Annotated in this window: 22 protein-coding genes and 6 tRNA genes; 15 read left to right on the top strand and 13 right to left on the bottom strand. The window is 38.0% G+C overall.

The window, feature by feature from the left end; translation table 11 throughout:
• Nucleotides 1-124: 124 nt before the first annotated feature.
• From H5118_RS11010 to H5118_RS11020, 3 genes are all read right to left on the bottom strand, one after another.
• Nucleotides 125-592, bottom strand: coding sequence for a YcxB family protein (locus H5118_RS11010; protein WP_182748814.1), 468 nt, complete (start codon nt 590-592; stop codon nt 125-127).
• A 134-nt stretch (nt 593-726) separates the two neighbouring features.
• On the bottom strand, nt 727-918 hold the full coding sequence (locus H5118_RS11015) for a hypothetical protein (protein ID WP_002961938.1): 192 nt from the start codon (nt 916-918) through the stop codon (nt 727-729).
• 58 nt (nt 919-976) lie between these two features.
• A complete protein-coding gene (locus H5118_RS11020) occupies nt 977-1,150 on the bottom strand; it encodes a DUF1328 domain-containing protein (protein WP_002961939.1) in 174 nt (57 codons plus the stop codon).
• A 520-nt stretch (nt 1,151-1,670) separates the two neighbouring features.
• Between H5118_RS11020 and H5118_RS11025 the strand changes: the two genes are divergently transcribed.
• The 5 genes from H5118_RS11025 (at nt 1,671) to H5118_RS11045 (ending at nt 6,157) form a co-directional block, all read left to right on the top strand.
• Nucleotides 1,671-1,916 (top strand): OadG family protein, encoded by a 246-nt coding sequence (locus H5118_RS11025; protein ID WP_002961940.1) that lies wholly within the window; start codon nt 1,671-1,673, stop codon nt 1,914-1,916.
• A gap of 11 nt (nt 1,917-1,927) precedes the next feature.
• Complete coding sequence (oadA, locus tag H5118_RS11030; RefSeq protein WP_149603191.1) at nt 1,928-3,709, top strand: sodium-extruding oxaloacetate decarboxylase subunit alpha; 1,782 nt, start codon at nt 1,928-1,930, stop codon at nt 3,707-3,709.
• 13 nt (nt 3,710-3,722) lie between these two features.
• On the top strand, nt 3,723-4,853 hold the full coding sequence (locus H5118_RS11035) for a sodium ion-translocating decarboxylase subunit beta (protein ID WP_002961942.1): 1,131 nt from the start codon (nt 3,723-3,725) through the stop codon (nt 4,851-4,853).
• A 142-nt stretch (nt 4,854-4,995) separates the two neighbouring features.
• Entirely contained in the window at nt 4,996-5,967 is a 972-nt protein-coding gene (locus H5118_RS11040) for an aldo/keto reductase family oxidoreductase (protein WP_024597683.1), read from the top strand.
• Between the two features lie 13 nt (nt 5,968-5,980).
• Nucleotides 5,981-6,157: a hypothetical protein gene (locus H5118_RS11045; RefSeq protein ID WP_007583822.1), complete on the top strand. Its 177-nt coding sequence runs from the start codon at nt 5,981-5,983 to the stop codon at nt 6,155-6,157.
• Between the two features lie 74 nt (nt 6,158-6,231).
• On the opposite strand, the gene H5118_RS11050 is transcribed toward H5118_RS11045, so the two are convergent.
• Entirely contained in the window at nt 6,232-7,545 is a 1,314-nt protein-coding gene (locus H5118_RS11050; protein WP_024597684.1) for a peptidoglycan DD-metalloendopeptidase family protein, read from the bottom strand.
• A 323-nt stretch (nt 7,546-7,868) separates the two neighbouring features.
• Here H5118_RS11050 and tyrS point away from each other — a divergent pair, with 323 nt between their 5' ends.
• The gene (gene tyrS, locus H5118_RS11055; protein ID WP_007585427.1) at nt 7,869-9,068 is read left to right on the top strand and encodes a tyrosine--tRNA ligase; all 1,200 of its coding nucleotides are present in this window, start codon (nt 7,869-7,871) and stop codon (nt 9,066-9,068) included.
• A gap of 63 nt (nt 9,069-9,131) precedes the next feature.
• Here tyrS and H5118_RS11060 read toward each other — a convergent pair whose 3' ends face one another.
• From H5118_RS11060 to folE2, 4 genes are all read right to left on the bottom strand, one after another.
• A complete protein-coding gene (locus H5118_RS11060) occupies nt 9,132-10,076 on the bottom strand; it encodes a regulatory signaling modulator protein AmpE (protein WP_182673998.1) in 945 nt (314 codons plus the stop codon).
• Nucleotides 10,077-10,784, bottom strand: coding sequence for a 5'-methylthioadenosine/S-adenosylhomocysteine nucleosidase (mtnN, locus tag H5118_RS11065; RefSeq protein WP_182748816.1), 708 nt, complete (start codon nt 10,782-10,784; stop codon nt 10,077-10,079).
• Between the two features lie 122 nt (nt 10,785-10,906).
• Nucleotides 10,907-11,503 carry a DUF2726 domain-containing protein gene (locus H5118_RS11070; protein ID WP_002962552.1) on the bottom strand — a complete coding sequence of 199 codons (597 nt, stop codon included), beginning with the start codon at nt 11,501-11,503 and terminating at the stop codon, nt 10,907-10,909.
• A 115-nt stretch (nt 11,504-11,618) separates the two neighbouring features.
• Nucleotides 11,619-12,539, bottom strand: a complete 921-nt coding sequence (folE2, locus tag H5118_RS11075) for a GTP cyclohydrolase FolE2 (RefSeq protein ID WP_182748818.1) — start codon at nt 12,537-12,539, stop codon at nt 11,619-11,621.
• 231 nt (nt 12,540-12,770) lie between these two features.
• On the opposite strand from folE2, the gene arcB reads away from it, so the two are divergent.
• Nucleotides 12,771-15,089, top strand: a complete 2,319-nt coding sequence (arcB, locus tag H5118_RS11080; RefSeq protein WP_165744108.1) for an aerobic respiration two-component sensor histidine kinase ArcB — start codon at nt 12,771-12,773, stop codon at nt 15,087-15,089.
• A 16-nt stretch (nt 15,090-15,105) separates the two neighbouring features.
• Here arcB and arcA read toward each other — a convergent pair whose 3' ends face one another.
• From arcA to trmB, 4 genes are all read right to left on the bottom strand, one after another.
• The gene (gene arcA / locus H5118_RS11085; RefSeq protein ID WP_002962549.1) at nt 15,106-15,822 is read right to left on the bottom strand and encodes a two-component system response regulator ArcA; all 717 of its coding nucleotides are present in this window, start codon (nt 15,820-15,822) and stop codon (nt 15,106-15,108) included.
• 491 nt (nt 15,823-16,313) lie between these two features.
• Nucleotides 16,314-17,918 (bottom strand): sensor histidine kinase, encoded by a 1,605-nt coding sequence (locus H5118_RS11090; RefSeq protein WP_182671521.1) that lies wholly within the window; start codon nt 17,916-17,918, stop codon nt 16,314-16,316.
• A gap of 151 nt (nt 17,919-18,069) precedes the next feature.
• On the bottom strand, nt 18,070-19,095 hold the full coding sequence (rsmC, locus tag H5118_RS11095; protein WP_182748820.1) for a 16S rRNA (guanine(1207)-N(2))-methyltransferase RsmC: 1,026 nt from the start codon (nt 19,093-19,095) through the stop codon (nt 18,070-18,072).
• A gap of 62 nt (nt 19,096-19,157) precedes the next feature.
• Entirely contained in the window at nt 19,158-19,883 is a 726-nt protein-coding gene (gene trmB, locus H5118_RS11100; protein WP_007582957.1) for a tRNA (guanosine(46)-N7)-methyltransferase TrmB, read from the bottom strand.
• Nucleotides 19,884-20,044: 161 nt separating this feature from the next.
• Here trmB and mutY point away from each other — a divergent pair, with 161 nt between their 5' ends.
• Together mutY and H5118_RS11110 are read left to right on the top strand one after the other, a co-directional pair.
• Nucleotides 20,045-21,106: an A/G-specific adenine glycosylase gene (gene mutY / locus H5118_RS11105; protein WP_182748822.1), complete on the top strand. Its 1,062-nt coding sequence runs from the start codon at nt 20,045-20,047 to the stop codon at nt 21,104-21,106.
• 35 nt (nt 21,107-21,141) lie between these two features.
• Nucleotides 21,142-21,414 (top strand): oxidative damage protection protein, encoded by a 273-nt coding sequence (locus H5118_RS11110; RefSeq protein ID WP_002962543.1) that lies wholly within the window; start codon nt 21,142-21,144, stop codon nt 21,412-21,414.
• Nucleotides 21,415-21,462: 48 nt separating this feature from the next.
• Here the strand turns inward: H5118_RS11110 and H5118_RS11115 are convergent, their stop codons facing one another.
• Complete coding sequence (locus tag H5118_RS11115) at nt 21,463-24,240, bottom strand: hybrid sensor histidine kinase/response regulator (RefSeq protein WP_182738651.1); 2,778 nt, start codon at nt 24,238-24,240, stop codon at nt 21,463-21,465.
• A gap of 331 nt (nt 24,241-24,571) precedes the next feature.
• Here H5118_RS11115 and H5118_RS11120 point away from each other — a divergent pair.
• The 6 genes from H5118_RS11120 to H5118_RS11145 all read left to right on the top strand — a co-directional run bounded on the left by H5118_RS11120 (nt 24,572) and on the right by H5118_RS11145 (nt 25,440).
• Nucleotides 24,572-24,647 (top strand) — tRNA-Phe (locus H5118_RS11120).
• A gap of 71 nt (nt 24,648-24,718) precedes the next feature.
• Nucleotides 24,719-24,794 (top strand) — tRNA-Thr (locus tag H5118_RS11125).
• Between the two features lie 51 nt (nt 24,795-24,845).
• A tRNA-Phe gene (locus H5118_RS11130) sits at nt 24,846-24,921 on the top strand.
• 57 nt (nt 24,922-24,978) lie between these two features.
• Nucleotides 24,979-25,054 (top strand) — tRNA-Thr (locus tag H5118_RS11135).
• A 132-nt stretch (nt 25,055-25,186) separates the two neighbouring features.
• Nucleotides 25,187-25,262: transfer RNA gene (locus H5118_RS11140), tRNA-Phe, on the top strand.
• A 102-nt stretch (nt 25,263-25,364) separates the two neighbouring features.
• Nucleotides 25,365-25,440, top strand: a tRNA-Thr gene (locus tag H5118_RS11145).

Below are 25,440 nucleotides of genomic sequence, written 5' to 3' on the forward strand. Positions count from 1 at the left end.
TGAGTATGTTCGTTAATCATAATGTGCCCTCAAACAAGATTTGAAGATCTGATCATGACATTGAGATTTAGTTCAAAAAAATCCCCGCTAATTTCTTAGCAGGGATTTGTGTATAAGAGACAGCTCACTGAGTGGCTTTTTTGTTTATAAAAGCGAGTGTTTCAGGATTAAGTATTTGTTTTGATATGTACTGCATACCACTTTTATTTTTAATAATAATACCTTGCTGGGTGTCTATTACTTCGCTTATATTTTGCCATTCTAATTTATAGCTTTTGTAATGATTAGCAGATTTAATACCTTCTTCATCAAAGGTAAGTGTTACCTCAGAGCCTGATGCTCTGCTGAGCATTTGTCTGGTTACCCACCATGGTCTGCGATAGTAAAAAGCGACGCATTCGAGTACCGCTAAGATGATCATAAACGATCCTAAGTAATGATCGTCTAAAACATAAATGCCAAATAAACCAAGCGCAACTAGCAACACAAGTAAAAAGTATTTAGGTTTTGCACGTTTACTATAAGGGAGTGACTCATCAAAACACTCGTAAAAGTAGGGTTTATCTAATGTGTAGGTGGTTGTGAATGCCATTTTGCCTTGCTTTAAATATCGTTTTTTTTATTTTAACAAGCTAACTGCTAAATGAGCAGCTTTATAGTTAGTGATTTTATTACTGGCACAAAAAAACGGCTCGAAAGCCGTTTTTTTTAGCGGTACAAGAAGAATTAACAGTTAGTTTCTTCAGCGTTCACGCCTTCTTTAACATTTTCACATGCATCTTCAACAGAGTTTTGCACATCAGTTACTGCTTCGTCGATACGTTCGCCAGCATCTTCTGCATGGTTGTCTTCACAACCCATCATGAAAAAACCTGCAAATACTGCGATTAGTGCTGCTTTTAAAGTTGTAGAGTTCATAGTGTAATTCCTTGTAAGTATTAATTAAATTTTAGTGTTTGTTAGTTGAATGCTTTATCTACCTGGGTGATTTACCACGTAGTGCACCTGAAACTAATGAAATCACTAAAAGTACTAAAAAGATAAAAAATATAATTTTTGCTATACCAGCTGCGGCACCTGCGATGCCACCAAAACCTAACACTGCAGCGATTAAAGCAATAACTAAAAATGTAATTGTCCAGCGTAACATTGTTTTCTCCTTGGTTATCAAATTTGCTCATAATAACTAATGCCAGTTATATGCCAAAGTTTATTTGGTATAAATATCAATTGGTTATGGTTTTTCGCTGTTGTTCTAGTTATTAGTTGGTTAGTAACTTTTACGCTTTGTTATGTAAGTTATTCACACTGTTGCAAATAACTGCTAAATGTTCACTAAATAAACTTATTTTGGTAAGACCAATTAACAATTGGTGTGTGGCTTTGCACTTTATATTAAGAATTAGTGTTTATTTTTACTTAGCTTGATAGTTAATTAACAAATTCCATATAACTATTAGCTATAGTCGTTATTTCTTGTATGTATTGTAGAGCGCGTGATTGCTGAGTTATAGCATGTAAATTAATTGAGTGTTATGTTGTTTATTGTTTAATTGGTTTTACCAATTTACAAGATGTAGACAAAGCGGTTAGTTTTGTTATTATCCAGTGAATAAATATTTAATTAAATCGATTTTTTATTTTCGATATGGGTTTCAAGGGGGAGAAAAATGGATATAGGTGCTCTACTCACAACGGCTGGTAACTTAATGCTTACTGGCATGGTTGGGGTGTTTGTATTTCTGTCGATATTAATTGGTGCAGTAACGCTTATGTCTAATTTGGTGACGCGCTTTAGCGAACCTGACGTGGCGACACCAGTTAAATCACCATCTTTTAAATCTCAAGGTGTGCCTAATGAGCACATCGCTGCTATTAGTGCTGCCATTGCTCAGTACAAATCAAATAATAAATAAGGGGCAAACACATGGCTAAATTAAAATTAACAGAATTGGTATTACGCGATGCTCACCAATCATTATTAGCAACGCGTATGCGCCTAGACGATATGCTACCGATTGCTAGCAAATTAGACGATGCGGGTTATTGGTCTATTGAATCGTGGGGCGGTGCTACATTTGACTCGTGTATTCGTTATTTAGGCGAAGATCCTTGGGAGCGTATTCGTGCACTTAAAAAAGCGATGCCTAATACTAAACAGCAAATGCTATTACGCGGTCAAAACTTATTAGGTTACCGCCATTACGCTGATGACGTAGTTGAAAAGTTTGTAGAACGTGCACATAAAAATGGCGTTGATGTATTTCGTATATTTGATGCAATGAACGATGTACGTAACCTAGAAACAGCTATTAAAGCGGCTGTAAAAGTAGGCGCTCACGCTCAAGGTACTATTTCGTACACAGTTAGCCCAGTTCATACACTTGATATGTGGCTAACTCTTGCAAAGCAGCTTGAAGATATGGGTTGTCACTCAATTTGTATTAAAGATATGGCGGGTTTATTAAAGCCGTACGATGCTGAAAAACTAATTAAAGCACTTAAAGAAACTGTATCTATTCCAATTGCTATGCAGTGCCACGCTACAACAGGTTTAAGTACTGCTACTTACCAAAAAGCAATTGATGCTGGTATTGATATGCTCGATACCGCTATTTCATCAATGAGTATGACTTATGGACATTCCGCAACTGAAACTATTGTATCGATAGTTGAAGGGACTGAGCGTGATACTGAGCTTGATTTAAACCACCTAGAAGAAATTGCTGCTTACTTTAGAGATGTACGTAAAAAATATGCGGCATTTGAAGGTAGCTTAAAAGGGGTTGATGGGCGCATTTTATTAGCTCAAGTACCTGGTGGCATGCTTACAAACATGGAAAACCAACTTAAAGAGCAAGGCGCAGCCGATAAGCTTAATGAGGTTTTACTTGAGATCCCACGTGTACGTGAAGATCTTGGCTTTTTACCTTTAGTAACACCAACGTCGCAAATTGTTGGCACTCAAGCGGTACTTAATGTGCTAACGGGTGAGCGTTATAAAACAATTACTAAAGAAACTGCTGGCGTATTAAAAGGTGAATATGGCTTAACACCAGCACCAATGAATAAAGAGCTACAAGAGCGCGTGCTTGATGGAGCGGAAGTTATTACTTGTCGCCCTGCTGATAACATTGCACCTGAGCTTGCAACGCTTGAAGCTGAGTTATTAAAAGAAGCACAAGAGCAAGGTTTAACACTTGCTGATGATCAAATTGATGACGTATTAACTTATGCATTATTCCCACAAGTTGGTTTGAAGTTTATTAAAAACCGCAACAACCCAGATGCATTTGAGCCAGTACCTTCTGTTGAAGATAAAAGCAGTAAAGCACCTTCTAAATCAGTTTCAAATAATAACAAAGTGAAGGCTGAGCAATACAGCGTAAAAGTAGATGGTAAAGTTTATGACGTAGTCGTAGCGCAAGGTGGTGAACTTAAAGAAGTAACATTAAAAGACTCTGAGCACATTCCTCAATCTGCTTCGGTTGCATCAGGTGAAACACTTAACGCGCCTCTAGCCGGTAATATTTTTAAGATTAAGGTAAAAGCTGGGCAAGTTGTTAACGAAGGCGATGTAGTGATTATTATGGAAGCCATGAAAATGGAAACTGAAATACGCGCTACGCATACCGGAACAATTGCTGAAGTGTTAGTTAGTGAAGGCGATGCTGTAACTACCGGCGACGCTATGATTGCATTAGCTTAGGAGTAAATAGAGGATGGAAGGTATTTTAAACCTCTGGAATGCGACAGGCATTGCTAACTTTACAATCCCATCGTTAATAATGATTGCGGTAGGGTGTTTATTACTGTTTTTAGCGATAGCTAAAGGCTTTGAACCACTATTATTACTACCTATTGGTTTTGGTGCAATTTTAACAAATGTACCAGTGGCAGGTTTGTCAGACCCAGGTGGGCTTTTGTACTACGTTTATTATGTGGGTATTGATACGGGGATTTTTCCGCTGTTGATATTTATGGGAGTAGGGGCGCTGACCGACTTTAGCGCACTTATTGCAAACCCACGTATGTTGTTATTAGGTGCGGCTGCACAGTTTGGTATTTTTGCTACATTGTTTGGCGCTATATTACTTAACTATGTGCCAGGTTTTGAATTTACTCTACAGGACGCATCGGCTATTGCCATTATAGGTGGTGCCGATGGGCCAACAGCAATATTTTTAGCATCAAAACTTGCACCTGATTTACTAGGCGCAATAGCAGTAGCTGCGTATTCATATATGGCACTTGTGCCAATTATTCAGCCGCCAATTATGCGTGCACTAACAACCCCAGAAGAACGTAAAATAAAAATGCCAGAGCTTCGCAAAGTATCTAAAAAGGAAAAGATTATTTTTCCACTTATGGTGCTTAGTTTAACGGCTATGTTTTTACCGGCTGCTATACCGCTTGTAGGTATGTTTTGTTTAGGTAACTTAATGCGAGAGTCGGGTGTTGTTGATAGATTAAGTAACAGTGCTCAAAACGAAATCATCAATGTTACAACTATATTTTTAGGCTTAGCTGTTGGTTCAAAGCTTGCTGCAGATAAGTTTTTAACTGTTGAGACGATTGGTATTTTAGTGCTTGGCGCACTGGCTTTTGCAATTGGTACGGCATCTGGCGTATTTATGGCAAAAGGACTTAACCGAATATCTAAAACGCCTATAAATCCATTAATTGGGGCGGCAGGTGTATCGGCTGTGCCAATGGCGGCACGAGTAGTTAATAAAGTTGGCCTTGAAAGTAACCCACATAACTTTTTACTTATGCATGCAATGGGACCCAACGTAGCGGGTGTACTTGGTAGTGCAGTTGCTGCGGGTATTTTATTAGCACTTGTTGGCTAAAAATGTAATTTAAAATAGATTAACCATTAAGCGCAGTTTACTGCGCTTTTTTTTGTTCTTAATTTCTTCGCCGCTAAATGGTTTCTTGTTCAGCACTTTTTGTTTACAGTAACAGCTCTTCAACATTTTAAGGATAGTTATCATGCTTCACACGCCTTTAGCAAAGCACTTGCCTCACGTTAGTAAACTTGTATTTGGATGTATGGGTCTTGGCGGCGGTTGGAATAAAGACGCAATCACTGATGCACATGTTAAGCAAGCTCATGAGTGTATAGATAACGCCATTGAAGGCGGTATTAATTTTTTTGACCATGCTGATATTTATACTTTTGGTAAAGCAGAGCAGGTTTTTGGTAAAGCATTAAGTGAGCGGCCAGAGCTTAGAGAGCACATGTATATTCAATCTAAGTGTGGGATTCGATTTGAAGATGACTTAGGGCCAAAGCGCTATGATTTTTCCCCAAAGTGGATTGAGCAATCAGTTGAAGCATCATTAAAACGATTAAATACAGACTATTTAGACGTACTTATGCTGCATCGCCCTGATCCACTCATGGAAGTTAACGAAATTGCTCGTATATTTAGTTGCTTAAAAGAAAGCGGTAAAGTGCGCAATTTTGCAGTATCGAATATGCAGCAGCACCAAATGAACTTTTTACAACATGCGCTTGATATGCCAATTGTGGCTAACCAAATTGAGGCTAGTTTACAAAAACATCAGTTTGTTGATGAAGGTGTATATGCCGGTAACAGTGACGGTAAAGATCTTAATTTTACACCAGGTAGTATTGAGTACTGTCGACATTTTGAAATCCAAATTCAAAGCTGGGGTAGTTTATGCCAAGGCTTGTACAGCGGTAGTGATTTATCAAACGCATCTCAGGCAGATATAAACACCAGTCTTTTAGTTAATAAGCTGGCTGCACTTTATGAAACCTCTGCTGAGGCAATTGTACTTGCATGGTTGCTTCGCCATCCCGCATCTATTCAGCCAATTATTGGAACAACTAATGCTAAACGGATTAAAGCCTCTTGTGATGCTGTAAACGTAGAGCTAACTCGTGAGCATTGGTATGCACTTTATGTAAGCGCTAAAGGCCACGAATTACCATAAGTAGGGCGTTAATATGAACATATTCGTTATTTTAATTGGTTTGTTTGTTGCGCTGGCGATACTTATACCCTTGCTTGAAAAGTATCAAAGTAAAATAGGGCTCAACGGCGCAACCAAATACAGTAAATATATTTGGCCATTAGTGATGGTGTCTTTAGTTATTCAGCTCATTTATGTACTGATGTACTAATGGTTTATAGCGTATACAAAAAAGCCTTTGCAGGTTAAACCTGCAAAGGCTTTTTTAATGTTTATTGATAAACTTTATTTAAGTGCTAACTGTAGCTCGCGATTGCGCTCAAGCTGGGCAATAAAGTTATCAGCAATAGGTTTAAACTTGGCAAGTTCTGAGCGAGGTAATGGCTCTGACTTAGGAAGTTTTACAGTTTTAGGATTACGGTGAACGCCATTTACTAAAAATTCATAGTGCAAATGTGCACCAGTAACACGACCTGTAGAACCTACAGTACCAATTTGTTGGCCCTGTTTAACTTTTTGGCCCGTTTTAACTAGCTTCTTATTTAGGTGTAAGTACTTAGTTACATATTGCGTGCCATGGCTAATAAATACGTAGTTACCGTTGTACTTGCTGTAACCGGCTTTAATTACTTTACCGTTACCAGATGCAACAACAGGTGTGCCAGTGCGTGCAGCAAAGTCGATACCACGGTGCGCTCTAACTTGCCCAGTAACAGGGTGTAAGCGGCGAGGATTAAAGCTCGAACTAATATACTTAAAGCTTACAGGTGCACGTAAAAATGCTTTTTTCATGCTACGCCCTTCAGGCGTATAAAAATTGCCGTCGGTATGGCGAATAGCTGCAAAGCGCTGACCTTGGTTTACAAATTCAGCTGCAATAATCTTACCGGTACCAATAAACTCGCCATCAACATAGTGAGACTCGTAAATTAAGCCAAATACATCGCCTTTACGAATGTCGTTTGCAAAATCAACATCCCAACCAAATATGTCAGCAAAGTTCATTATTTGGCGTTCGCTTAAACCTGCTGCAATTGCTGAAGTCCAAAAGTTATTAGATATTTCGCCGCCAGCGGTTTTGGTTAGCGTTTCAATTTCTTTGCTATCAATAGCTGTATCGTAGTTACCTTCTTCGTTTAAGGTAACAAATAAAGTATCTGTTTTTGAAATCACATAGCGCAGTTGAGCTAAGGAGCCATCTTCAGCTGTCGCAAAACTAAGTATTTCACCTGGGTGAATTTTAGTCAGTTTGCGAGTCTCCGCATTAGTGTTAATTAGTTTATGAAGCGTTTGAGCCGAAAAACCAGCACGCTTAAAGATAATTGCTAAATTGTCGCCATTTTTAACTTTATGATCGACAAAGTCGTATTCTGGTAACTTTTCTGCTGCTTGCTCTGAATTTAACTCAGTTAATTTTTCGTTGTTATCAACTTTAACTTGTAACTCATAGCGCTTACCAATTTCTAGTGCATTTGCACTATTGTCTTTGGATGCAGTGGCTTTTTCAGAAGGAAGAAAGGCTAAGCCAACAATAGCAGAAACCAAACCTAGAATAAGCAATTTGTGTTTTTTGGGGAGCGTGTGAACCACGTGAACCATAACGTGCCTTTTTCTGCTGTCAAGATAATAAATACATAATATTGCAGGATATACTTAATAATGTACGAATACTAGTGTTTTGTAGATTTAAACTGACCTTAAACTACGCTAAAATCGGGCTTAGAAAGCCTTTTTTAACGCTCTACCTAGCTAAGACTCAATTGATTTAGTTTAGTTGCATGAATCACTTAAAAAGTTGTTTTAATTAGGTAGAAATTTGTTATGTTAGCTACATCTATTTATTCGGTTTAAACCTTTATTAAACCGTGACTACGCAAGTAACTAGTCGCCCCTTCGTCGGCAGAATTTTGGAGTAATACACAGTGGATTTACAAACCGCTCTAGCAGAGATAAAACGCGGTGCAGAAGAAATATTAATTGAAGACGAACTAGTTGAAAAACTAAAGTCGGGCAAGAAGCTAAAAATAAAAGCAGGCTTTGATCCTACAGCGCCTGATTTACACTTAGGACACACTGTACTAATTAATAAAATGAAAACCTTTCAGGATTTAGGTCATGAGGTTATTTTCTTAATTGGTGACTTTACTGGCATGATTGGTGACCCAACGGGGAAAAACGTAACGCGTAAACCACTTACTCGTGAAGACGTACTAGCCAATGCCGAAACATATAAAGAACAAGTATTCAAAATTCTAGATCCTGCTAAAACCACTGTTGCATTTAACTCTACTTGGATGGAAAAGTTAGGCGCTGCAGGCATGATTAAACTTGCTGCAAACCAAACCGTAGCACGTATGCTTGAACGTGATGACTTTAAAAAGCGTTATGGAAGCGGCCAACCAATTGCAATTCATGAGTTTTTATATCCACTGGTACAAGGTTGGGATTCGGTTGCACTAGAGTCAGATGTTGAACTAGGTGGTACTGATCAGCGCTTTAATTTGTTAATGGGCCGTGAGCTACAAAAAGTAGAAGGTCAAAAGCCGCAAACAGTATTAATGATGCCATTACTTGAAGGTACTGACGGCGTTCAAAAAATGTCTAAGTCGCTTGGTAATTACATTGGTATTACTGATGCGCCTAACGATATGTTTGGTAAAATAATGTCAATTAGTGATGTGCTAATGTGGCGTTACTACGACTTATTAAGTGCGCTTTCTATTGAAGAAATTGCAGCTCAAAAAGAACGTGTTGAGCAAGGTACGAATCCGCGCGATATTAAAATTGAACTAGCTAAAGAGCTAATTGCTCGTTTTCATAGTGAAGCTGATGCACAAGGTGCACATGATGATTTTATTCAACGTTTTCAGAAAAAAGCGTTACCAGATGAAATCCCAGAGCTAACAATCACTATTGCAGAAGATACTATTTTAATTGCTAACTTGCTTAAAGAAGCAAATTTAGTAGTAAGTACATCAGAAGCAATGCGTATGATTAAGCAAGGTGCAGTTAAACTTAACGGTGAAGATAAAATCACTGATACCAAACTTGAAATAGCAAAAGGCACAACGGCTATTTACCAAGTAGGTAAACGTAAGTTTGCAAACATCACTGTAGCTTAAGCACAGTTTAAAAACTAAAAAACCAGCCTCGGCTGGTTTTTTTGTGCTCGTATTTTGAGCCCTTTAAATCAATTTTAATATTTCAATGCTGGCTATCACTAGCAACCAAAATACACGCGCCTGATTTAACCTATTAATTATTACAGGTACATCCTCGGGTGTAGGTAGTCTATCAGTGCCAATACGCATTTTATTAAAGCGAGTACCTAAATAAACTGCAGGCCCGCCCAGCTGCACGCCAAGTGATGCAGAACATGTGCTTAAGAGCCAGCCTGTATTTGTTTGATAAAAATGCCTGCCATAATGCTTTATATAATGCATGCTTTGTTTGCTTGCTCGACTTGCTGCAATAGTTAAAGCGAGTAAGCGCATGGGAATATATTCAATAATAAACAAGAGTGTTTTAAGCGGCTTTAAAAAGTAACTATTTGGGGGGATATCACTACGCCAGGCTTGTTGTATTAAGGTAAGTAACCGATAGGCAAGGGCAGCAATAGGACCAAATGCTAAAAATATAAATATGACTACGAAATAGTATCGAGCGGTGCGCAGTATTAAGCTCTCAATTAATGCTTTGATAATACCAGCAGATGAAAGTCTATTAACTTCACGGGCAAGCAGTGGTTTTAGTAATTCGCGTGCTGTGGATTTTTGATTTTGTTTAGTTAGCTTTGCAATGCGAAGTGCTTTTTTATCAATGCTCTTACTTTCTAGGCATAAATATAAAATAAGGCCAGCGAGTAATTCAGGATAAAAAGCAAACTCGAGTAGTAACACTACAATAATGAGAATAACACTTAAAATAAGTGAGCTTGCGAGGATAGCTGCCAAATATTGATAGCTTTTAGGTTCTTTGCTTTTGTATATACGTTTGCCAATAGCACTAAAAACAGCATTTAACGCCGTATTAGGATGATACCAGCTAATAAGGGGAATAAAGCGCTCAGCAAGGAGCGCTAGTATAAAGGCAATAAAGTCCAAGTGATTTTGAACAATATTGCTAAGCATTTACAGAGATACTGCTGTAAGCTTTTCTAAAAGTGCAACAACCATTTTAGATGAGTTGATTGATGCTGTTTCTAGGTATTCTTCAAATGATTGTGGTGACTCTTTACCAGCAATATCAGACATTGAGCGAATTACAACAAATGGTGTGTTTAGCGTAAAACACGTTTGTGCAATTGAAGCGCCTTCCATTTCAACAGCAAGCATTGTAGGAAAATCACTACGTGCTTTATCAATGCGTATAGGGTCACACATAAATGTGTCACCAGTACAAATTAAGCCAACGAGTGTTTTAACATCACTGATTTGTTCGATAGTTTGCTGTGCTGCTTCAACTAATTCAGGGTGTGCTGCAAAGCCTGCCGGCATTTGTGGTACTTGGCCAATTTCGTAGCCAAAAGCAGTTACGTCTACATCGTGGTGACGTACTTCTGACGAAATTACTACATCGCCAACACTAAGAGAAGGATCGAATCCACCGGCTGAGCCTGTGTTAATTATACAATCAGGTTTGAAGTTATCGATCAGTAAGGTAGTTGCAATAGTTGATGCGACTTTACCAATACCAGATTGAACAAGTGTCACCGTGTTACCAGCCAACTCGCCAGTATAAAAAGTGAAACCTGCTTTAGTTAAAATTTGTGGGTTTTGCATAGCTTCACGTAAAATTTTAACTTCTGGCTCCATTGCGCCAATAATACCAACATTCATAAAGTTTAATTCCTGAGTTTGAATCACTTGATTATACGTGAAGTTAGCAATAAAAAACAAAAAAGCGAGCTTGTTTATGAGCTCGCTTTAAATACTTTTTAGGAGAGTATTTAATTCGTTTTTTAAATTTCAGCTAACGCGGTGGTTTGCGCTTTAGCCTGAGAAGGTGAAAGTACCGCTGGCTTATGTGAGCGGTTACGAACAGGGCGCTGAGTTTGTGTTGCTGCAGGCTTACCAAGTTTAAACATAATTGCATCGCGTACTTCAGAAGGGCGGTAGCCCGATTTAACTTTCATACGAATATGTGGAATGCCCGCAGACTCTAGTGCACCGTTTACAAACCAGTCGCGTTGAGCTTTGTGGCCATCTTTGTTGGCATTGTTAACTAGGTCAACAGCAGCAATGATTGTTAGTTTTTCTTTGTCGATTAAAACAAAGTCGAGTTGCTTATTTTTAGCTTTAGCTAAAGCAGCACGTTTAGACTTTACTGAAAGCCCTTGCTTACAGTCAATAACGTCGATTAACTTAACGCGACTAACAATTTTATATTGATCGCCAACAGCACGCTCGAGAAGATTTAAAAAAGCGCCTTCAACCTGCGTAAAAACAGTTTGCTTGCGAGTAAAAGGATACGGGTTTCCGCCATCGTCATTAAATTTTGACGCAACAACAGAGGCCCCGACAACTAATACTAGGATTAATAATAAAGCGAATTCCATACGGTAACTCCATAACAACAAATTGACACTGCTCAAATAAAGCAATTTACGTGCCTAAAAAGTATGGGTTATAAAATAATTACCGACTGGTTTACAAGCAATAGCTACACAGCGATTAAGCTTTGTAGCCTCCTTTAATACCTTTTACTGCAATAGCTACAGCATCGTGTGCATGCAGTGATTCATAGTGGTTTATTTGCAGCCAATAATCACTGTAATTGTTTGCCTCTAGCAATGCTTTAATTTTACGCGCTGCATCTTCACAAAACATAAGGTTTTGACCATTTAAACGGGCAAATTCTTGCTCATCTTCACGTTTTACTGCCGCTTGTACTGGTGTTTTAAGCTCAGCTTCAAGAGTGTTAATTAGCGTAACTACGTCAAATTCTTGAATGTTGCTATCAAGCTTTACTTTTACGTTGGCAATAGAGCGCTGCGAGTGGGGAGTAGCTACAATGCCTTGTGTAGTGCCTAGCCATTCGTGCACATCTTTTTGGCTTAACGTTTCTTGGTTAAACTTTTCGTTAAACGCGTTTTGTATAAGCTGGCGCGCAAGTGCAGCAGAGCATGGGCACGTTGAAGAATAAGTAACATCTACGGTTAGCTCGTAGCTAATAACGTTATTTTCAATTGTACTGGTAAGTACAACTGGGTAGCTTTTCCAGCCCGCTTTACCACTTAATAGTGACTTACGGCGTAGCGGTAATTCAAATTTAAATTCAATTTGTGCTTTATTGCTCAGCCCTTCGTGGCTAGTTATAAATGTATCGAGTGCTTGCGCTATCGTTTGCGGATTGACTTGCTGCTCGGTTGAAAGCAGATCAAGTGCCAAAAATAGACGTGACATATGAATGCCTTTGGCATCTTCTTTATGTAAATTTACAAATGCACGCGCTTTGGCGTTTACTGTAACTGGAGATAAGTCTCGGGATTCAAAAATAAATGGCAGTTCTATTTCGCCCATGCCAACCCAGTCTAATTTACCTGTTTGTAAAGCGGGTGCAGTGTCTGCTATATCTGGCATATTGGTTTGCATGTGCGCTACTCGTATTTTGGGGATAATAAAGCGGGGCATTTTACACTAAATAATTTATTGCTGAAATGATGAGTTTAATAGATGAGCTAAATCAAACATGAAAAATTCTGTTTTTATCGCACAACGTGAGTAGTGGTAGGAGAAAAATGCTAAAATCTGGGAAAATGGTATGTTTATACATACGCATTGCCTTCTTTATATTAAGTACACAGCTAAGAGATAAAATTACGTATGACCGATTATTCTTTGAGCCCTTGGGCTCGGGTACTTTCCAGCTCAATAACGCGATTTGGTGAATTTAAAACCGCTGCTATTTGTTACACTTTATTTTTAACTGTATCTCTTATTTTATCGAGCATGTTTTATTATGTGGCGATAGGCGAATTACACCTTGTTGATATTTTAGCCGTGGTATTTTTTACGGCTGTAGTGTCTCCTTTAATAATAAGTGTGTTGCTTAATTCAATTCGACAACTAGATGCCTCATATGCTTATTTAGATAGCGCCACCAAGCAAGAAAAGCTTTTAAATCAAACCCTAAAAGATAACATTAACCGTCTAAACATCGAAATTGATGAGCGTAAAATGGCATTTCATGCCAAGCACCGCGCTATTGAAGAACTACGACGAGAAATTGCTGAGCGTAAAAAAACACAACAAGAACTTGCTCAACAAAGCATGCTGCAGCGCTCAATAGTTGATTCATCTCCTGATTTATTTTATTACCGCGATAACAATGGCGTGTTTGCTGGTTGTAATAAAATGTTTGAAGAAGTAATGGGCAAATCAAGTAGCGAACTAATTGGCAAAACGGTTGAGCAAATATTCCCTAGTCACTTTTTATCTGAAGTTTTGAAAACCGATAAAGAAGTAGAGCAAAGCCATAAAGCACTAACCATTGATGTGGGCTATGAAGTAAATGGCGAAACGCGTTGGTTTGAGCTGCGTAAATTACCTTTTATAAATGATGAAGGTGATTACATTGGTCTACTGGGCTTTGGTCGTGATATCACAAGTCGTAAGGAGGCCGCTCAAGCGCTCGAAACGGCCTATAAAGACAAAGGTAAGTTTATTGCTACATTAAGCCATGAACTACGTACACCGCTCAATGGTATTGTTGGTTTAACACGAATGCTGCTTGATACTGACTTAAACAAACAGCAGCGTAGTTGGGGTAATACTATATTTTCGAGTGCTGAAACACTCGGCAATATTTTTAACGATATTATTGATTTAGACAAAATAGATAGAGATCAGCTCGATATAGTGACCAACTCTATTAACGTATCAGACTTTATAAATGACGTTGTTAACTTTGCGGGCTTAATCGCGGAGCAAAAAGAGCTAGAGTTTGATATTAAGCGCAATGGGGTGCTGGATATTTACGCACAGCTCGACCCAACTCGCTTACGCCAAGTTGTTTGGAACTTAATTAATAACGCCGTTAAGTTTACACAGCAAGGGAAGGTAACACTTGAATGTAGCCGAGAAAACAGAGTTGAAGGCCCATGGTTAGTTATGAAAGTATCGGATACCGGCCAAGGTATTCCGCCAGAGCAGCTTGCTCATATATTTGATATGTATTACAAAGCGCCAGATTTAAAAGGGACTAACGCAATAGGTTCCGGTATTGGTTTGGCTGTAACTAAGGCACTTGTAAGTGCGATGAAAGGGATAATTACAGTAAATAGTACTGAGGGCGAAGGAAGTTGCTTTACAGTTCAAATACCGCTTAGTTTATGTGTGGCACCAACAGAGCAAAGTTATGTTGGTCGTGGTTTGTATATTTTACTAGTAGAAGATGTACCTCTTAACGCTGAAATTGCTACAAACTTATTAGAGCAACGCGGGCATGAAGTGTTGTGGGCTGAAACCGGTGAAGATGCACTCTCGTTTGTCGAAACCGAAGATGACTTAGATTTAGTATTACTTGATATGCAATTGCCTGATATAAATGGTGACGTAGTTGCCAAGCAAATACGCTCAGATAGTCACTTTGATAAATTACCTATCGTGGCACTTACGGCCAATGTTCGTAGTGCTGAAGAAGAGCTTGAAGGCATATCAATACAAGGGGCGCTTGCTAAACCAATTAACACAGTGAAGCTTGATAAAATGCTGGCTGATTTATTTGGAATTAAGCAAAGTGAATGCACAGAGCCGCTGTTAAAAGTAAGTGAAGAAGCCCTTAAAGGCATTGATGCACACTTATTAGATATGGAAACAATAGAAGACTTTGTCAATTCGATGGGCTTAGTTGTGTTTAGACGCAGTAGTCAGCTATTCGAAAAGCTAAGTCCACAATATCAGCAAGAGTTACTTACTTCATTAAATACTGGTGATAGAGAAGAGTATGAATCAGTAGCGCATAAACTCAAAGGGGCGGCTGGCTCAGTAGGTCTTAATGACGTGCAGCTTCATGCCAAAATAATGGAACATGGTGCGATTGATGAATCTGATGAGGTGTTAAAGCAGTGGTTAGATATTCTGGCAGATAAAATAAATGAAGGACAAAAAGCCCTTCATTTATTTTTACAGCAATTAGAGTGAAACTAATTAGCTCTAATTAAGCGTCAATTTTACCAATGAAACGGTAACCTTCACCATGGATGGTGCTGATTAACTCAGACGTTGAGTTATCACTTTCAAAATGCTTACGAATGCGACGAATAGTAACGTCAACAGTACGGTCATTTGCGCGAAGCTCACGGCCTGTCATATGCTTAATTAATTGCTCACGGCTGAAAATGCGACCTGGAGAATCAAGCATTAAACGAAGTGCTCTGTACTCACCTTTAGGTAAACGCTTAGCGTCGCCATTTGGAGAAGTAAGACAACGGCTGTTTTCATCAAGTTCCCAACCATTAAACGTAATAACACCATTTGTTTCTAGTGCTGACTCTTCACCACCTAAGGCAGTACGAGTAATAAGGTTGCGAGCTCTGATAGTTAATTCACGCGGGTTGAACGGTTTAGTAACGTAGTCATCTGCGCCAATTTCAAGACCTAAAATACGGTCAACATCGTTATCACGACCAGTTAGGAATATAAGACCTACTTTACGCTTTTGGCGTAATTCACGGGCTAAAATAAGACCGTTTTTACCAGGAAGGTTGATATCCATAACTACAAGATTAACGTCATCGTTATTTGTAAGCTTGTCATGCATATCATCGCCATCAATGGCTTCAATAACTTTGTACCCTTCAGCTTCAAATAAACTAACTAGGTTCAGTCGAGTTACGTCTTCATCTTCTACGATTAGAATGACTGGCGTTTGCATTATTAATTAACCTTTTGGAATATATTATTTATAAAAAATCGGTGACTAATTTATAACCGATTACTAGAGATTATAGGATTATACCCATTTGTTAACAAGGAAAAAACAAATTGGATAAAAATAAAACAGTAGGGTGTCCAAAGTCTACTAAAAAAGGGCAGTGCAAAAACTACTGTTTAATTGATATATACATGGATGTAGCTATTTGAATCATAAAGTCGAAGCCATTTTCCTTTGATAATTGACATATCATTCAATTAAACAAGGTACTTAAAATAATCAGACTAATTCAAAGCAAAACTATATCACTTTTTAACCTTTCATCAATGTATGTGATACAGCAAAGATAAAAAAGTTCATAAATCGCTTGGTAATATTTATTTAAAGCAATTAAATAATGTTACGCACTTATCACATGCCTCATTAATGAGGTCATTAAATGCTAATTCAAGGATAAATTTTAAATATATGCACTTTTTAATGATCTTTATTTAAGGAATAGTAATTATAAAGCGAGCACCGCGTTTTTCTTCAAGATCAAACATCACTCTTCCGCCAAGTGCTTGTGTTACTAGGTTATAAACTAAGTGCATGCCTAAGCCACTTGCGCCTTGCCCGCGCTTTGAAGTTACGAATGGGTCAAAAATTCTATTTTTAATGTTTTTGTCAACGCCCTGACCATTGTCAGAATAAACGATTGTTAATTTTTTCCCGACGAGTTCTACGTCAAAGCGAATTTCATTGTTTTCTTTACCTATAAATCCATGAATTACAGAGTTCATAAGTAACTGCTGAAAAACTTGTTGTAGAGGTTCAGACTTACTATGAATAGCCAAGTCGGTCGGACAGTTGATAGTTACAACAGGCTTTTTGGGCAATAATTCAGATTGAATCGATGTTAAAACATCACTTATTAATTTGTGCACATTAATATAGGTATTTACACCGTCATCTTGAATAACCGCTACTTTTTTAAAGTTAGATATAAGGTCAGCTGCACGATTTAAGTTGCGGTAAATTAAATCTAAGTTTTCAATACCTTCATCTATAAAGCGTTTTAGATGGCTTGAGGTAAGTTTTTTGTCATCAAAGCTTTGCTGTATGTCTGCTAGTTTATCTCTAAGTAACGTAGAACCGGTAATACCTAGCCCTATTGGTGTGTTAACTTCATGGGCAACACCTGCAACCATTTGCCCTAAAGATGCCATTTTTTCGTTTTCAACAATTTGTGTTTGGTATTGATGCATCCGCTCAAGAGTTGATAAAAGCTCTTGATTTGCCTCTCTAAGGGCGATTGTTCGTTGGTTTACTTTTTCTTCAAGGCTTAGGTTTAGTTGTTTGATTTCTTGCTTATCTTTTTCGTGGCGTTCAAGTTGTTTTTTTGTACGCGTAAGCATGATATTTAAACTATTTGAAAGAGCACTTATTTCTTTTACATCAGTTACTGGTGCGCGTGCATCGTAGTTATGATTTTTAGACACATCCTGCAATAACATGCTTAATTGCTCTATTGGCTTAGCTATACGTCGTTGAACTTTAATAGCAATAAAGTAAACAACCGCCAGAATTAATAATGTTAATAACACGTCTATTAATATTTTTCTCTCAATATAAACCTCTAAACTCTCGAGGCTTCCTCGCATATACACATAACCTACTACTTGTTCGTTATCGTAAATAGGGCGGGTTAGCTCAATATGGTCACTCGTAATTCGTGGTGTTTTTAGCTCTTCTACACTGTCTATTCTCAGTGGCACAGGAGGTGTTTTTTTAGCATTAAAGCTAATAAAGAAAACAGGCTTTTGGGATGCTTTTTCTATTGAGTAAATATGTATGTTTTTTACAAGAGGGATCTTTTCAAATGACTTGAGGCGTTTTTCTTCTGTTTTACGATCATCTTCAATTACCGATTGCCCAGCATCAAAAGCTACAATTTCAGAAAGAATAACAAGCTTATTAACTATTAATTGCTTTTGTTCTTTCACGCTTAAATACGTAGAGATAGAAATAGATAACGATAAGCAAATAGCTGTAATAAGCATGATCAAATTAATGAGTGCTTTTCGAATGCTACTTTGATGAACTTTTTTAGGCATTATTTCATTATCGCCTGAGTTAAATTTAATTATTTAGAGTTTTAGTTTAGCAAAGACGTGGAAAAATGAAGGAAAAAAACTAAATTAATTCTTATATTTATTCGAAAGTTAGCTTGAGCACGTTTGTGCTCAATCATTTTACAAATTTAAATTAGCTGCTATATACAGCAAATTTATTGTTCTTAAATACAGTTTGATAGCTTTCAAACTGAGTTTCTAAAATAGGCGGGTACTTTAAAAAGCTGTTAGCAACAATATTTAGCTTCCCTAATTTAGTTAAATGCTGTTTTGCATTAGCTAAAAATGTTTCTGCTACTGTGTAGTCGGTTGCAATACCAGTATGAAAAGGTGGATTGCTAATAATTAAATCAAACTTGCCATTAATGCTTTTAAGGCCGTCACTTAATATAGCCTCACCATTGATGTTGTTAAGCTTTAGGGTTTGCTGTGTTGCATAAGTTGCCAGCGCACTTACATCACTACACACAAACTCAAGTGCTGGATTATGAAGCCCTAAAAAAGTTGCTATTAAACCAGCGCCACAACCAAAGTCGAGAACTTTGCCTTGCTTAATTGTCGGTGCGTTTTCCAGTAGAACTTTCGTTCCTATATCTAAACTACCGTGATTAAACACTCCAGGAACACTAATAGCTGTAAATTCAGTGTCGGCAACATTAACAATAAACTTTTTATGGTAAGTCGTAATATCAAAGTGAGGGTGCTTAGAAATTTCAGCAAATGAGTAAAGAACGCAGTGCTTAGCTGAATCAATCTTGTTACTAAACTCAGCTTTACCAGCTAATTGCTTTTCAATTGACTTAACACCACTTTTGTTTTCACCTACTACTAATAGTTCGGCATCATCAGTAATAGCAGATCGAATATTATCAAGTGCCATTAATAACTCTGGTTTTGATTTAGGGTAGTAAAGAATAACTAAATCGTAGTCGTTACCAGGTATTGTGTGGCTTACATGAACATCAACATCTTTGGTGTTTTTAGCAAACTCTCCGTTAGCGTGGTTGTAGCTAAACGCAGTTACTTTGCTTTGCGGATTAAGTCTTTTAAGCTCTGTTAAAAAGCCATCTTGAACAAAGTTGACCACCAAGATAGATTTTCCCGTTAGTGCCTCGCTATTACGAAGTAACAGTAAACTTGGGTTGGTTAGTACGCTCATAAATGGCTTTGCCTTACAGTATATTTAGTTTTATAAAAGTAAAAGTGAGTAATTAAATTTAATTATTCTGTGCGCTCAAACATTAAATCCCACACGCCATGACCTAGGCGATGTCCGCGCTGCTCAAACTTAGTAAGCGGGCGTAAATCTGGACGTGGAACATAATCATTTGTTTCTGATTGGTTTTTAAAACCAGGAGCTACATTCATTACTTCGAGCATGTGCTCTGCGTAGTTTTCCCAGTCTGTTGCCATATGAAAAACGCCACCCATTTTAAGTTGGGCTCTTAGCTTTTCAACAAACTCAGTTTGTACAATACGGCGTTTGTGGTGACGCTTTTTATGCCAAGGGTCAGGGAAAAATAGTTGTAGTGTTGTTAAGCTTTCATTAGGTATGCAATCTGCAAGTACTTCAACTGCATCGTGTTCAAAAATACGTAAGTTGGTAATGCCTGCTTCATCGGCATCCATTAAACAAGCACCAACGCCTGGGCGGTGTACTTCAATGCCGATAAAGTTTAGGTGAGGGGCATTTGTTGCCATTTCGACAAGCGACTTACCCATACCAAAACCAATTTCTACTACTACATCGTTGTTGTTGCCAAAAACTTCGCTTAAATCAAGCATACCGTTTTTATGCTCTAGGCCCATTGTTGGCCAGCATTTTTCGATTGCAGCGGCTTGGCCTTTGGTTAATCGACCTTCGCGTTTTACAAAACTGCGAATGGTGCGGATGTATTTACCTTCTTGCTTAGCTTGCTCAAGGTTAGTGTTGCTTGATTCACTCATATTATTGGCCTGACAAAAACAATGTGTTTAAAAATGGTTGCATATTATCCCTGACCGAGGCCGCAATCACAAGTATTAGCTGGTTTTACACCCCGTATAGCTTGATCTTTTTGTTAACTGCAATAGACTGAGCCGCCATTGGGCATCAGTAAAAGTTAAAAATGTTGGATTTAAATAAAGAACAGTCACACTGGTTTTCTAATCAAGTTGTTGATTGGTATCACCTTCATGGGCGTAAAACACTCCCGTGGCAGCTAGGTAAAACACCTTATAAAGTGTGGGTGTCTGAAGTAATGCTGCAGCAAACCCAAGTTATTACTGTTATTCCATACTTTGAAAAGTTTATGCAAAGCTTTCCAGATATTATCGCTTTAGCTGATGCGGATGAAGACTTAGTACTGCATCACTGGACCGGCTTAGGGTATTACGCTCGTGCGCGTAACTTACACAAAACAGCTAAAATAGTGCGTGACAAATACCAAGGTGAGTTTCCGAAAACACTTGAGGAAGTAATGGATTTACCTGGAATAGGGCGCTCTACTGCAGGGGCTGTTTTATCATTGTCGCTTGGACAGCATCACCCTATTTTAGATGGGAACGTGAAGCGAGTTTTAGCGCGCTATTTTATGATTGAGGGCTGGTACGGCGTTAAAAAAGTCGAAAACCAGCTTTGGCATTTATCAGAGCAGTTAACGCCTAAAGATAATGTTACTGAGTTTAATCAAGCTATGATGGATTTAGGGTCTAGCGTTTGCTCACGCAGCCGGTTTGATTGCGAGGCTTGCCCATTAAACTCAGGCTGTGGTGCTTTTAATACAGGTAAAGTAAAAGAGTTTCCACATTCAAAACCTAAAAAAGCAGTTCCTAAAAAGAGTTGTCATCAGTTAATTATTCAGTGTGGTGATAAAGTGCTTATGGAAAAACGTCCTAACAGCGGTATTTGGGGCGGATTGTTTGGCTTTTTTGAATTTAATGAGTACGAAGAGCTTCAAATGTTTTTAGCTCAGCAAGGCCTAGAGGCTAGTTTAGTAGAACTTGAAGCGTTTATTCATGTGTTTTCACATTTTGAGCTGAGGATTAACCCGCATGTGCTCAATGTTAAGAAAACTCCTGATGTGGTAAACGATAAGCAATTAATCTGGTATCCGCTTGATCAATCAATAGAGGTTGGCCTAGCAGCACCAACTAAAAAGTTGGTTAAACAAATTACAGCAATAGTATAGAATAGCCCCATATTTAGCGTTAGAGAGAATCAATCATGGCACGTACAGTATTTTGTCAAAAGTTACAAAAAGAAGCCGAAGGGCTTGGCTTTCAGTTATACCCTGGTGAAATTGGTGAAAAGATTTTTAATAACATCTCTAAAGAAGCGTGGGCTCAGTGGCAACATAAACAAACAATGCTTATTAACGAAAAGCATTTAAATATGATGGACCCAGAACACCGCACATTTTTAGAAGAGCAAATGGTTGGCTTTTTGTTTGAAAATAAAGATGTAGAAATTGAAGGTTATCGACCGCCTGAAAAGTAATGTTTTAAACATAAAAAAAGGGCTATTAAGCCCTTTTTTTATGTTTATTTATTCATTTAACTCATCTTCTTGCTCAGATGTTTTAATTTGTTCCTTTAAAAATTGAGCAGCTTTAGAGTATTCAATTTCCAGCTTATCTCTTAACTCTATTAATTCATCGGTTGTGAGTTCACCTTCTTTACATTTATCTTCAAATGCACTTGAAAGTTCTGCCACCGTTTGGGCACCAATTGTCTTGGAGATCGATTTTAATTGATGACACCCCTCAATAATCTCATTTAAATCGTTAACCATAACGCCGGAATTAATACTCTTAATTAAGCCTTGGCTTTGTTCTAAATACATTTTGAAAAAACGAATTTGCTTAGCGTCATCACCGTTTACATATTTGGCAACAGCTTCCATATCAATAGGTAGTGCCATAGTTTGATGAATAACTACATTTGGGTTTTGGCTTTGTTTATCGCTCCAACGTTTTAGAGTTTCTTCTAACGCGTTTAGCTCTATAGGTTTGGTAATGAAGTCGTTAATACCTACTGCTAAACAGCGCTCTTTTTCGCCTTTAAGTGCGTTTGCTGTTACTGCAATAATGTAAGGCTGTGCATCAATCGATTCTAATAACTCTGCTTCATTACGGATTTTTTCGACCATATCGTAACCCGACATTTTAGGCATGTGTAAGTCGGTTAAAATAAGTGAGTAATCACCTTTTCTCCACATATCTAGACCTTCTTCACCGTTGTTAGCTATTTCAACGCCAAAGCCCAGTATATGTAGTTGATCGGTGAGGACTTGTTGGTTTAGAAGGTTATCTTCAACAAGTAGAACCAATTTGTTTGAATTACGTGCCTGCTCAACATTTAAATAGTTATTAAGTGTTTTGGTTTTTTTAATTTGCTTAGGTGTATGTAACCCTGCAGCCACCAATATAGAAAGCATAAAGTTAGATTTACATAGAGGAGAGGCATTAATATAAAAAATGTTTTTATGATTTATAGCTGCTTCATCAAGCTTACTTAGTACAACAACTTGTTGGTTATAATCCTCTAATGAATAAAATAAACGTCTTAGCAGCGCATTAGTTTTATCCATATTGTCTATGCCATCAGCTACCCAAATAATATCTTGTGAATGCTGGTGCTCTTCAATTTCTTCTTCTGTGTGTGCATAAATTATTTTAGCGCCCATGAACGATAAATAACGGTACATTGTTTTTTCACGTTCTAGGTGATTACTAACTACAACAATTTGCTTACCATTTAATGCACCTTTATGTGCGTACTTAATTTTACCCGATGTGCTAAACGGCAGCTCTACTGTAAACTCACTGCCAATTCCGGTATGACTAGTTACATGAATAGTACCTAGCATAAGCTCAGTTAAGCTTTTACAAATAGAAAGACCTAAACCGGTGCCACCATATTCTCGGGTAATTGAGTTTTCGGCCTGAATAAATGGATTAAATATTTCGCGAAGTTGCGTCTGCGACATGCCTTTACCGTTATCAGTTACGCAAAAGCGTAAGGTAAAGTGATCAGTCGTATTATGAACCACCTCTACTGATATTTTTACATGGCCTTGGGTTTTTTCATCAGTGCTAGTGAATTTAATTGCGTTGCTACATAGGTTATAAAGCACCTGACGTACACGCACACTATCACCGGTAAGGTTGACTGGAATATCTGGTGCTATTGCTAGTTCTAAATCAAGCTCACGTTTTTTAGCAACTGATGAGAGCACTCGAGCAACTTCTTCAATGGTATCGGTTACCGAAAATGGGATCGGGTCAATATTTAGCTTTCCAGCCTCAATTTTTGAAAAATCTAAGATATCATCCAAAATGCTCAATAACGAAAATGCTGATTCACGAATAATTGTACTTAAACGATGTTGAGCGCCATCAAGTTCGGTCTGGCGCAGTAAATCAATAGTGCCTATAACACCATTCATCGGTGTTCTTATTTCGTGGCTCATTGTGGCTAAAAAGGTCGTTTTGGTTTCGCTTGCTCGCTCTGCTTTTAATGTGGCTTGCTCAAGCGCTATAGTACGATTTTGCACTTCGGCTTCTAGGCCATTTTGTAATTTATAAAGCTCTTTTTGTGCGGCGTCATTCTCACTCATCGCAGTCTGTACTTTTTGTAGCAGTAAGTTAATGTTTTTTGCCACTACACCTAAACCAATATCAAGCTGCTCATCAACACTACTATTGTAATTAGCATTTTCGGTGATTGCCTGCAGCTCTTGTGTAAGAGTGTCAGTACTTTTTCGTAAGCGACTATTAATGTACATATTAAACATTAAAGTAAATATAAATAATGCAGCTACGCTTGCTATCGCAATAATGTAGGCAATAACTTGAGAGTTTTGAGCGCTTAAAGGAGCGGTTGGTAGGTTTTGCTTAATAATAAGCTCGCCAATAGGTTGATCGTTTAACAGCAGTAAGTGATGTAGGATGCCTTCTTCTACTAGATGCTTTTCAGTTTTAATTGAAGCGATAGCAGGTTTACTGCTGCTATATACCAACTGAGTATCTGATGTAGCATTGAAGCGATATAGAGTATATTCAAAGTCATCATCTAATAACGACGTTAAATCAAGTAACTGCCTTACTTTACCTTGACCATACATAGTTAATGCATCAACCATAGGTAAGTCTAATCTATCGGCAAGCGTTACAATATTAACAGATGATGCAGGTTGGGCTGTCTTAACTTCAGTTTGTGAATAAAATGAGTGGGCAATAATAGCAAGCGCTGTTACTGCAATATTTATGATTAAAAAAAGAGGTAATAAGCCTTTGACTGGCGATGAAAATTTACTCTGCATTGATTGTTTCCAATTGATGTGATTTTACTACGATAAGTCCCTATCGTACGTATCTAAGCTAATCGTAACATTTACAAAAAATAATTCACTACGGTTTTAGTCTGATTTATTTATATTTATAGTTCGATTTGTGGTAAAAATGAACGTTATTAATAAAAAATACACTGAGTTGTCTGAAAACCGTTCAAACAGTTATAAAGAATAAAAAAAAAGTTGACTTGTAAGGGCAAAACTCGTTTAATACGCCGCACGCCCAGATAGCTCAGTCGGTAGAGATGAGTGGGAATTGCATTAAAAATACTTTAAGATTTTTAATTAGCACTGTTTAAGTGCCTCGATAGCTCAGTTGGTAGAGCAGAGGATTGAAAATCCTCGTGTCCCTGGTTCGATTCCGGGTCGAGGCACCATTTATTAAAGTAGTGGTGTTTAATCAACAGTTTAAACATTATTACGCGTGCCTTAGCACACAGTTTTGTGTGCCGACTTAGCTCAGCTGGTAGAGCAACTGACTTGTAATCAGTAGGTCAACCGTTCGACTCGGTTAGTCGGCACCATTTATATAAAGTTAATTGTAAAGTATAACAATTAATTAGCACAGTTTATGTGCCTCGATAGCTCAGTCGGTAGAGCAGAGGATTGAAAATCCTCGTGTCCGTGGTTCGATTCCGCGTCGAGGCACCATTTACTTTAAGTTCTCAATCTTTAAAATTGAACGTGCCTTAGCACACAGTTTTGTGTGCCGACTTAGCTCAGCTGGTAGAGCAACTGACTTGTAATCAGTAGGTCAACCGTTCGACTCGGTTAGTCGGCACCATTTATTTAAAGTAGTTTGAAAAGAAAAACTGTAATCAGTAGTCTGTTCAAATTACCCGTCGACTCGGTTAGTCGGCACCATTTATTAAGTTAAAGGTTAATTTCGTTAATCTGTAACTAGCACAGTTTATGTGCCTCGATAGCTCAGTCGGTAGAGCAGAGGATTGAAAATCCTCGTGTCCGTGGTTCGATTCCGCGTCGAGGCACCATTTATTGAAAAGCCTTGCTTATGCAAGGTTTTTTTATTTTAAGTGCTTTATAAAAGTTCTCAATCTTTAAAATTGAACGTGCCTTAGCACACAGTTTTGTGTGCCGACTTAGCTCAGCTGGTAGAGCAACTGACTTGTAATCAGTAGGTCAACCGTTCGACTCGGTTAGTCGGCACCA

Origin of the sequence: Pseudoalteromonas sp. SR41-1 (genome assembly GCF_014164015.1) — a bacterium.
Lineage (GTDB): Bacteria > Pseudomonadota > Gammaproteobacteria > Enterobacterales > Alteromonadaceae > Pseudoalteromonas > Pseudoalteromonas distincta.

Excerpts from the sequence above, each read along its gene's own strand:
- H5118_RS11015 (WP_002961938.1), bottom strand. The coding sequence starts at position 918 with ATGAACTCTACAACTTTAAAAGCAGCACTAATCGCAGTATTTGCAGGT.
- H5118_RS11040 (WP_024597683.1), top strand. The coding sequence starts at position 4,996 with ATGCTTCACACGCCTTTAGCAAAGCACTTGCCTCACGTTAGTAAACTT.
- mtnN (WP_182748816.1), bottom strand. The coding sequence starts at position 10,784 with ATGAATGTTGGTATTATTGGCGCAATGGAGCCAGAAGTTAAAATTTTA.
- H5118_RS11110 (WP_002962543.1), top strand. The coding sequence starts at position 21,142 with ATGGCACGTACAGTATTTTGTCAAAAGTTACAAAAAGAAGCCGAAGGG.
- folE2 (WP_182748818.1), bottom strand. The coding sequence starts at position 12,539 with ATGCAAACCAATATGCCAGATATAGCAGACACTGCACCCGCTTTACAA.
- H5118_RS11025 (WP_002961940.1), top strand. The coding sequence starts at position 1,671 with ATGGATATAGGTGCTCTACTCACAACGGCTGGTAACTTAATGCTTACT.
- H5118_RS11115 (WP_182738651.1), bottom strand. The coding sequence starts at position 24,240 with ATGCAGAGTAAATTTTCATCGCCAGTCAAAGGCTTATTACCTCTTTTT.
- trmB (WP_007582957.1), bottom strand. The coding sequence starts at position 19,883 with ATGAGTGAATCAAGCAACACTAACCTTGAGCAAGCTAAGCAAGAAGGT.
- H5118_RS11050 (WP_024597684.1), bottom strand. The coding sequence starts at position 7,545 with ATGGTTCACGTGGTTCACACGCTCCCCAAAAAACACAAATTGCTTATT.
- H5118_RS11020 (WP_002961939.1), bottom strand. The coding sequence starts at position 1,150 with ATGTTACGCTGGACAATTACATTTTTAGTTATTGCTTTAATCGCTGCA.
- rsmC (WP_182748820.1), bottom strand. The coding sequence starts at position 19,095 with ATGAGCGTACTAACCAACCCAAGTTTACTGTTACTTCGTAATAGCGAG.
- oadA (WP_149603191.1), top strand. The coding sequence starts at position 1,928 with ATGGCTAAATTAAAATTAACAGAATTGGTATTACGCGATGCTCACCAA.
- H5118_RS11010 (WP_182748814.1), bottom strand. The coding sequence starts at position 592 with ATGGCATTCACAACCACCTACACATTAGATAAACCCTACTTTTACGAG.
- H5118_RS11045 (WP_007583822.1), top strand. The coding sequence starts at position 5,981 with ATGAACATATTCGTTATTTTAATTGGTTTGTTTGTTGCGCTGGCGATA.
- H5118_RS11070 (WP_002962552.1), bottom strand. The coding sequence starts at position 11,503 with ATGGAATTCGCTTTATTATTAATCCTAGTATTAGTTGTCGGGGCCTCT.
- H5118_RS11090 (WP_182671521.1), bottom strand. The coding sequence starts at position 17,918 with ATGCCTAAAAAAGTTCATCAAAGTAGCATTCGAAAAGCACTCATTAAT.
- H5118_RS11035 (WP_002961942.1), top strand. The coding sequence starts at position 3,723 with ATGGAAGGTATTTTAAACCTCTGGAATGCGACAGGCATTGCTAACTTT.
- mutY (WP_182748822.1), top strand. The coding sequence starts at position 20,045 with ATGTTGGATTTAAATAAAGAACAGTCACACTGGTTTTCTAATCAAGTT.
- arcB (WP_165744108.1), top strand. The coding sequence starts at position 12,771 with ATGACCGATTATTCTTTGAGCCCTTGGGCTCGGGTACTTTCCAGCTCA.
- H5118_RS11060 (WP_182673998.1), bottom strand. The coding sequence starts at position 10,076 with ATGCTTAGCAATATTGTTCAAAATCACTTGGACTTTATTGCCTTTATA.
- arcA (WP_002962549.1), bottom strand. The coding sequence starts at position 15,822 with ATGCAAACGCCAGTCATTCTAATCGTAGAAGATGAAGACGTAACTCGA.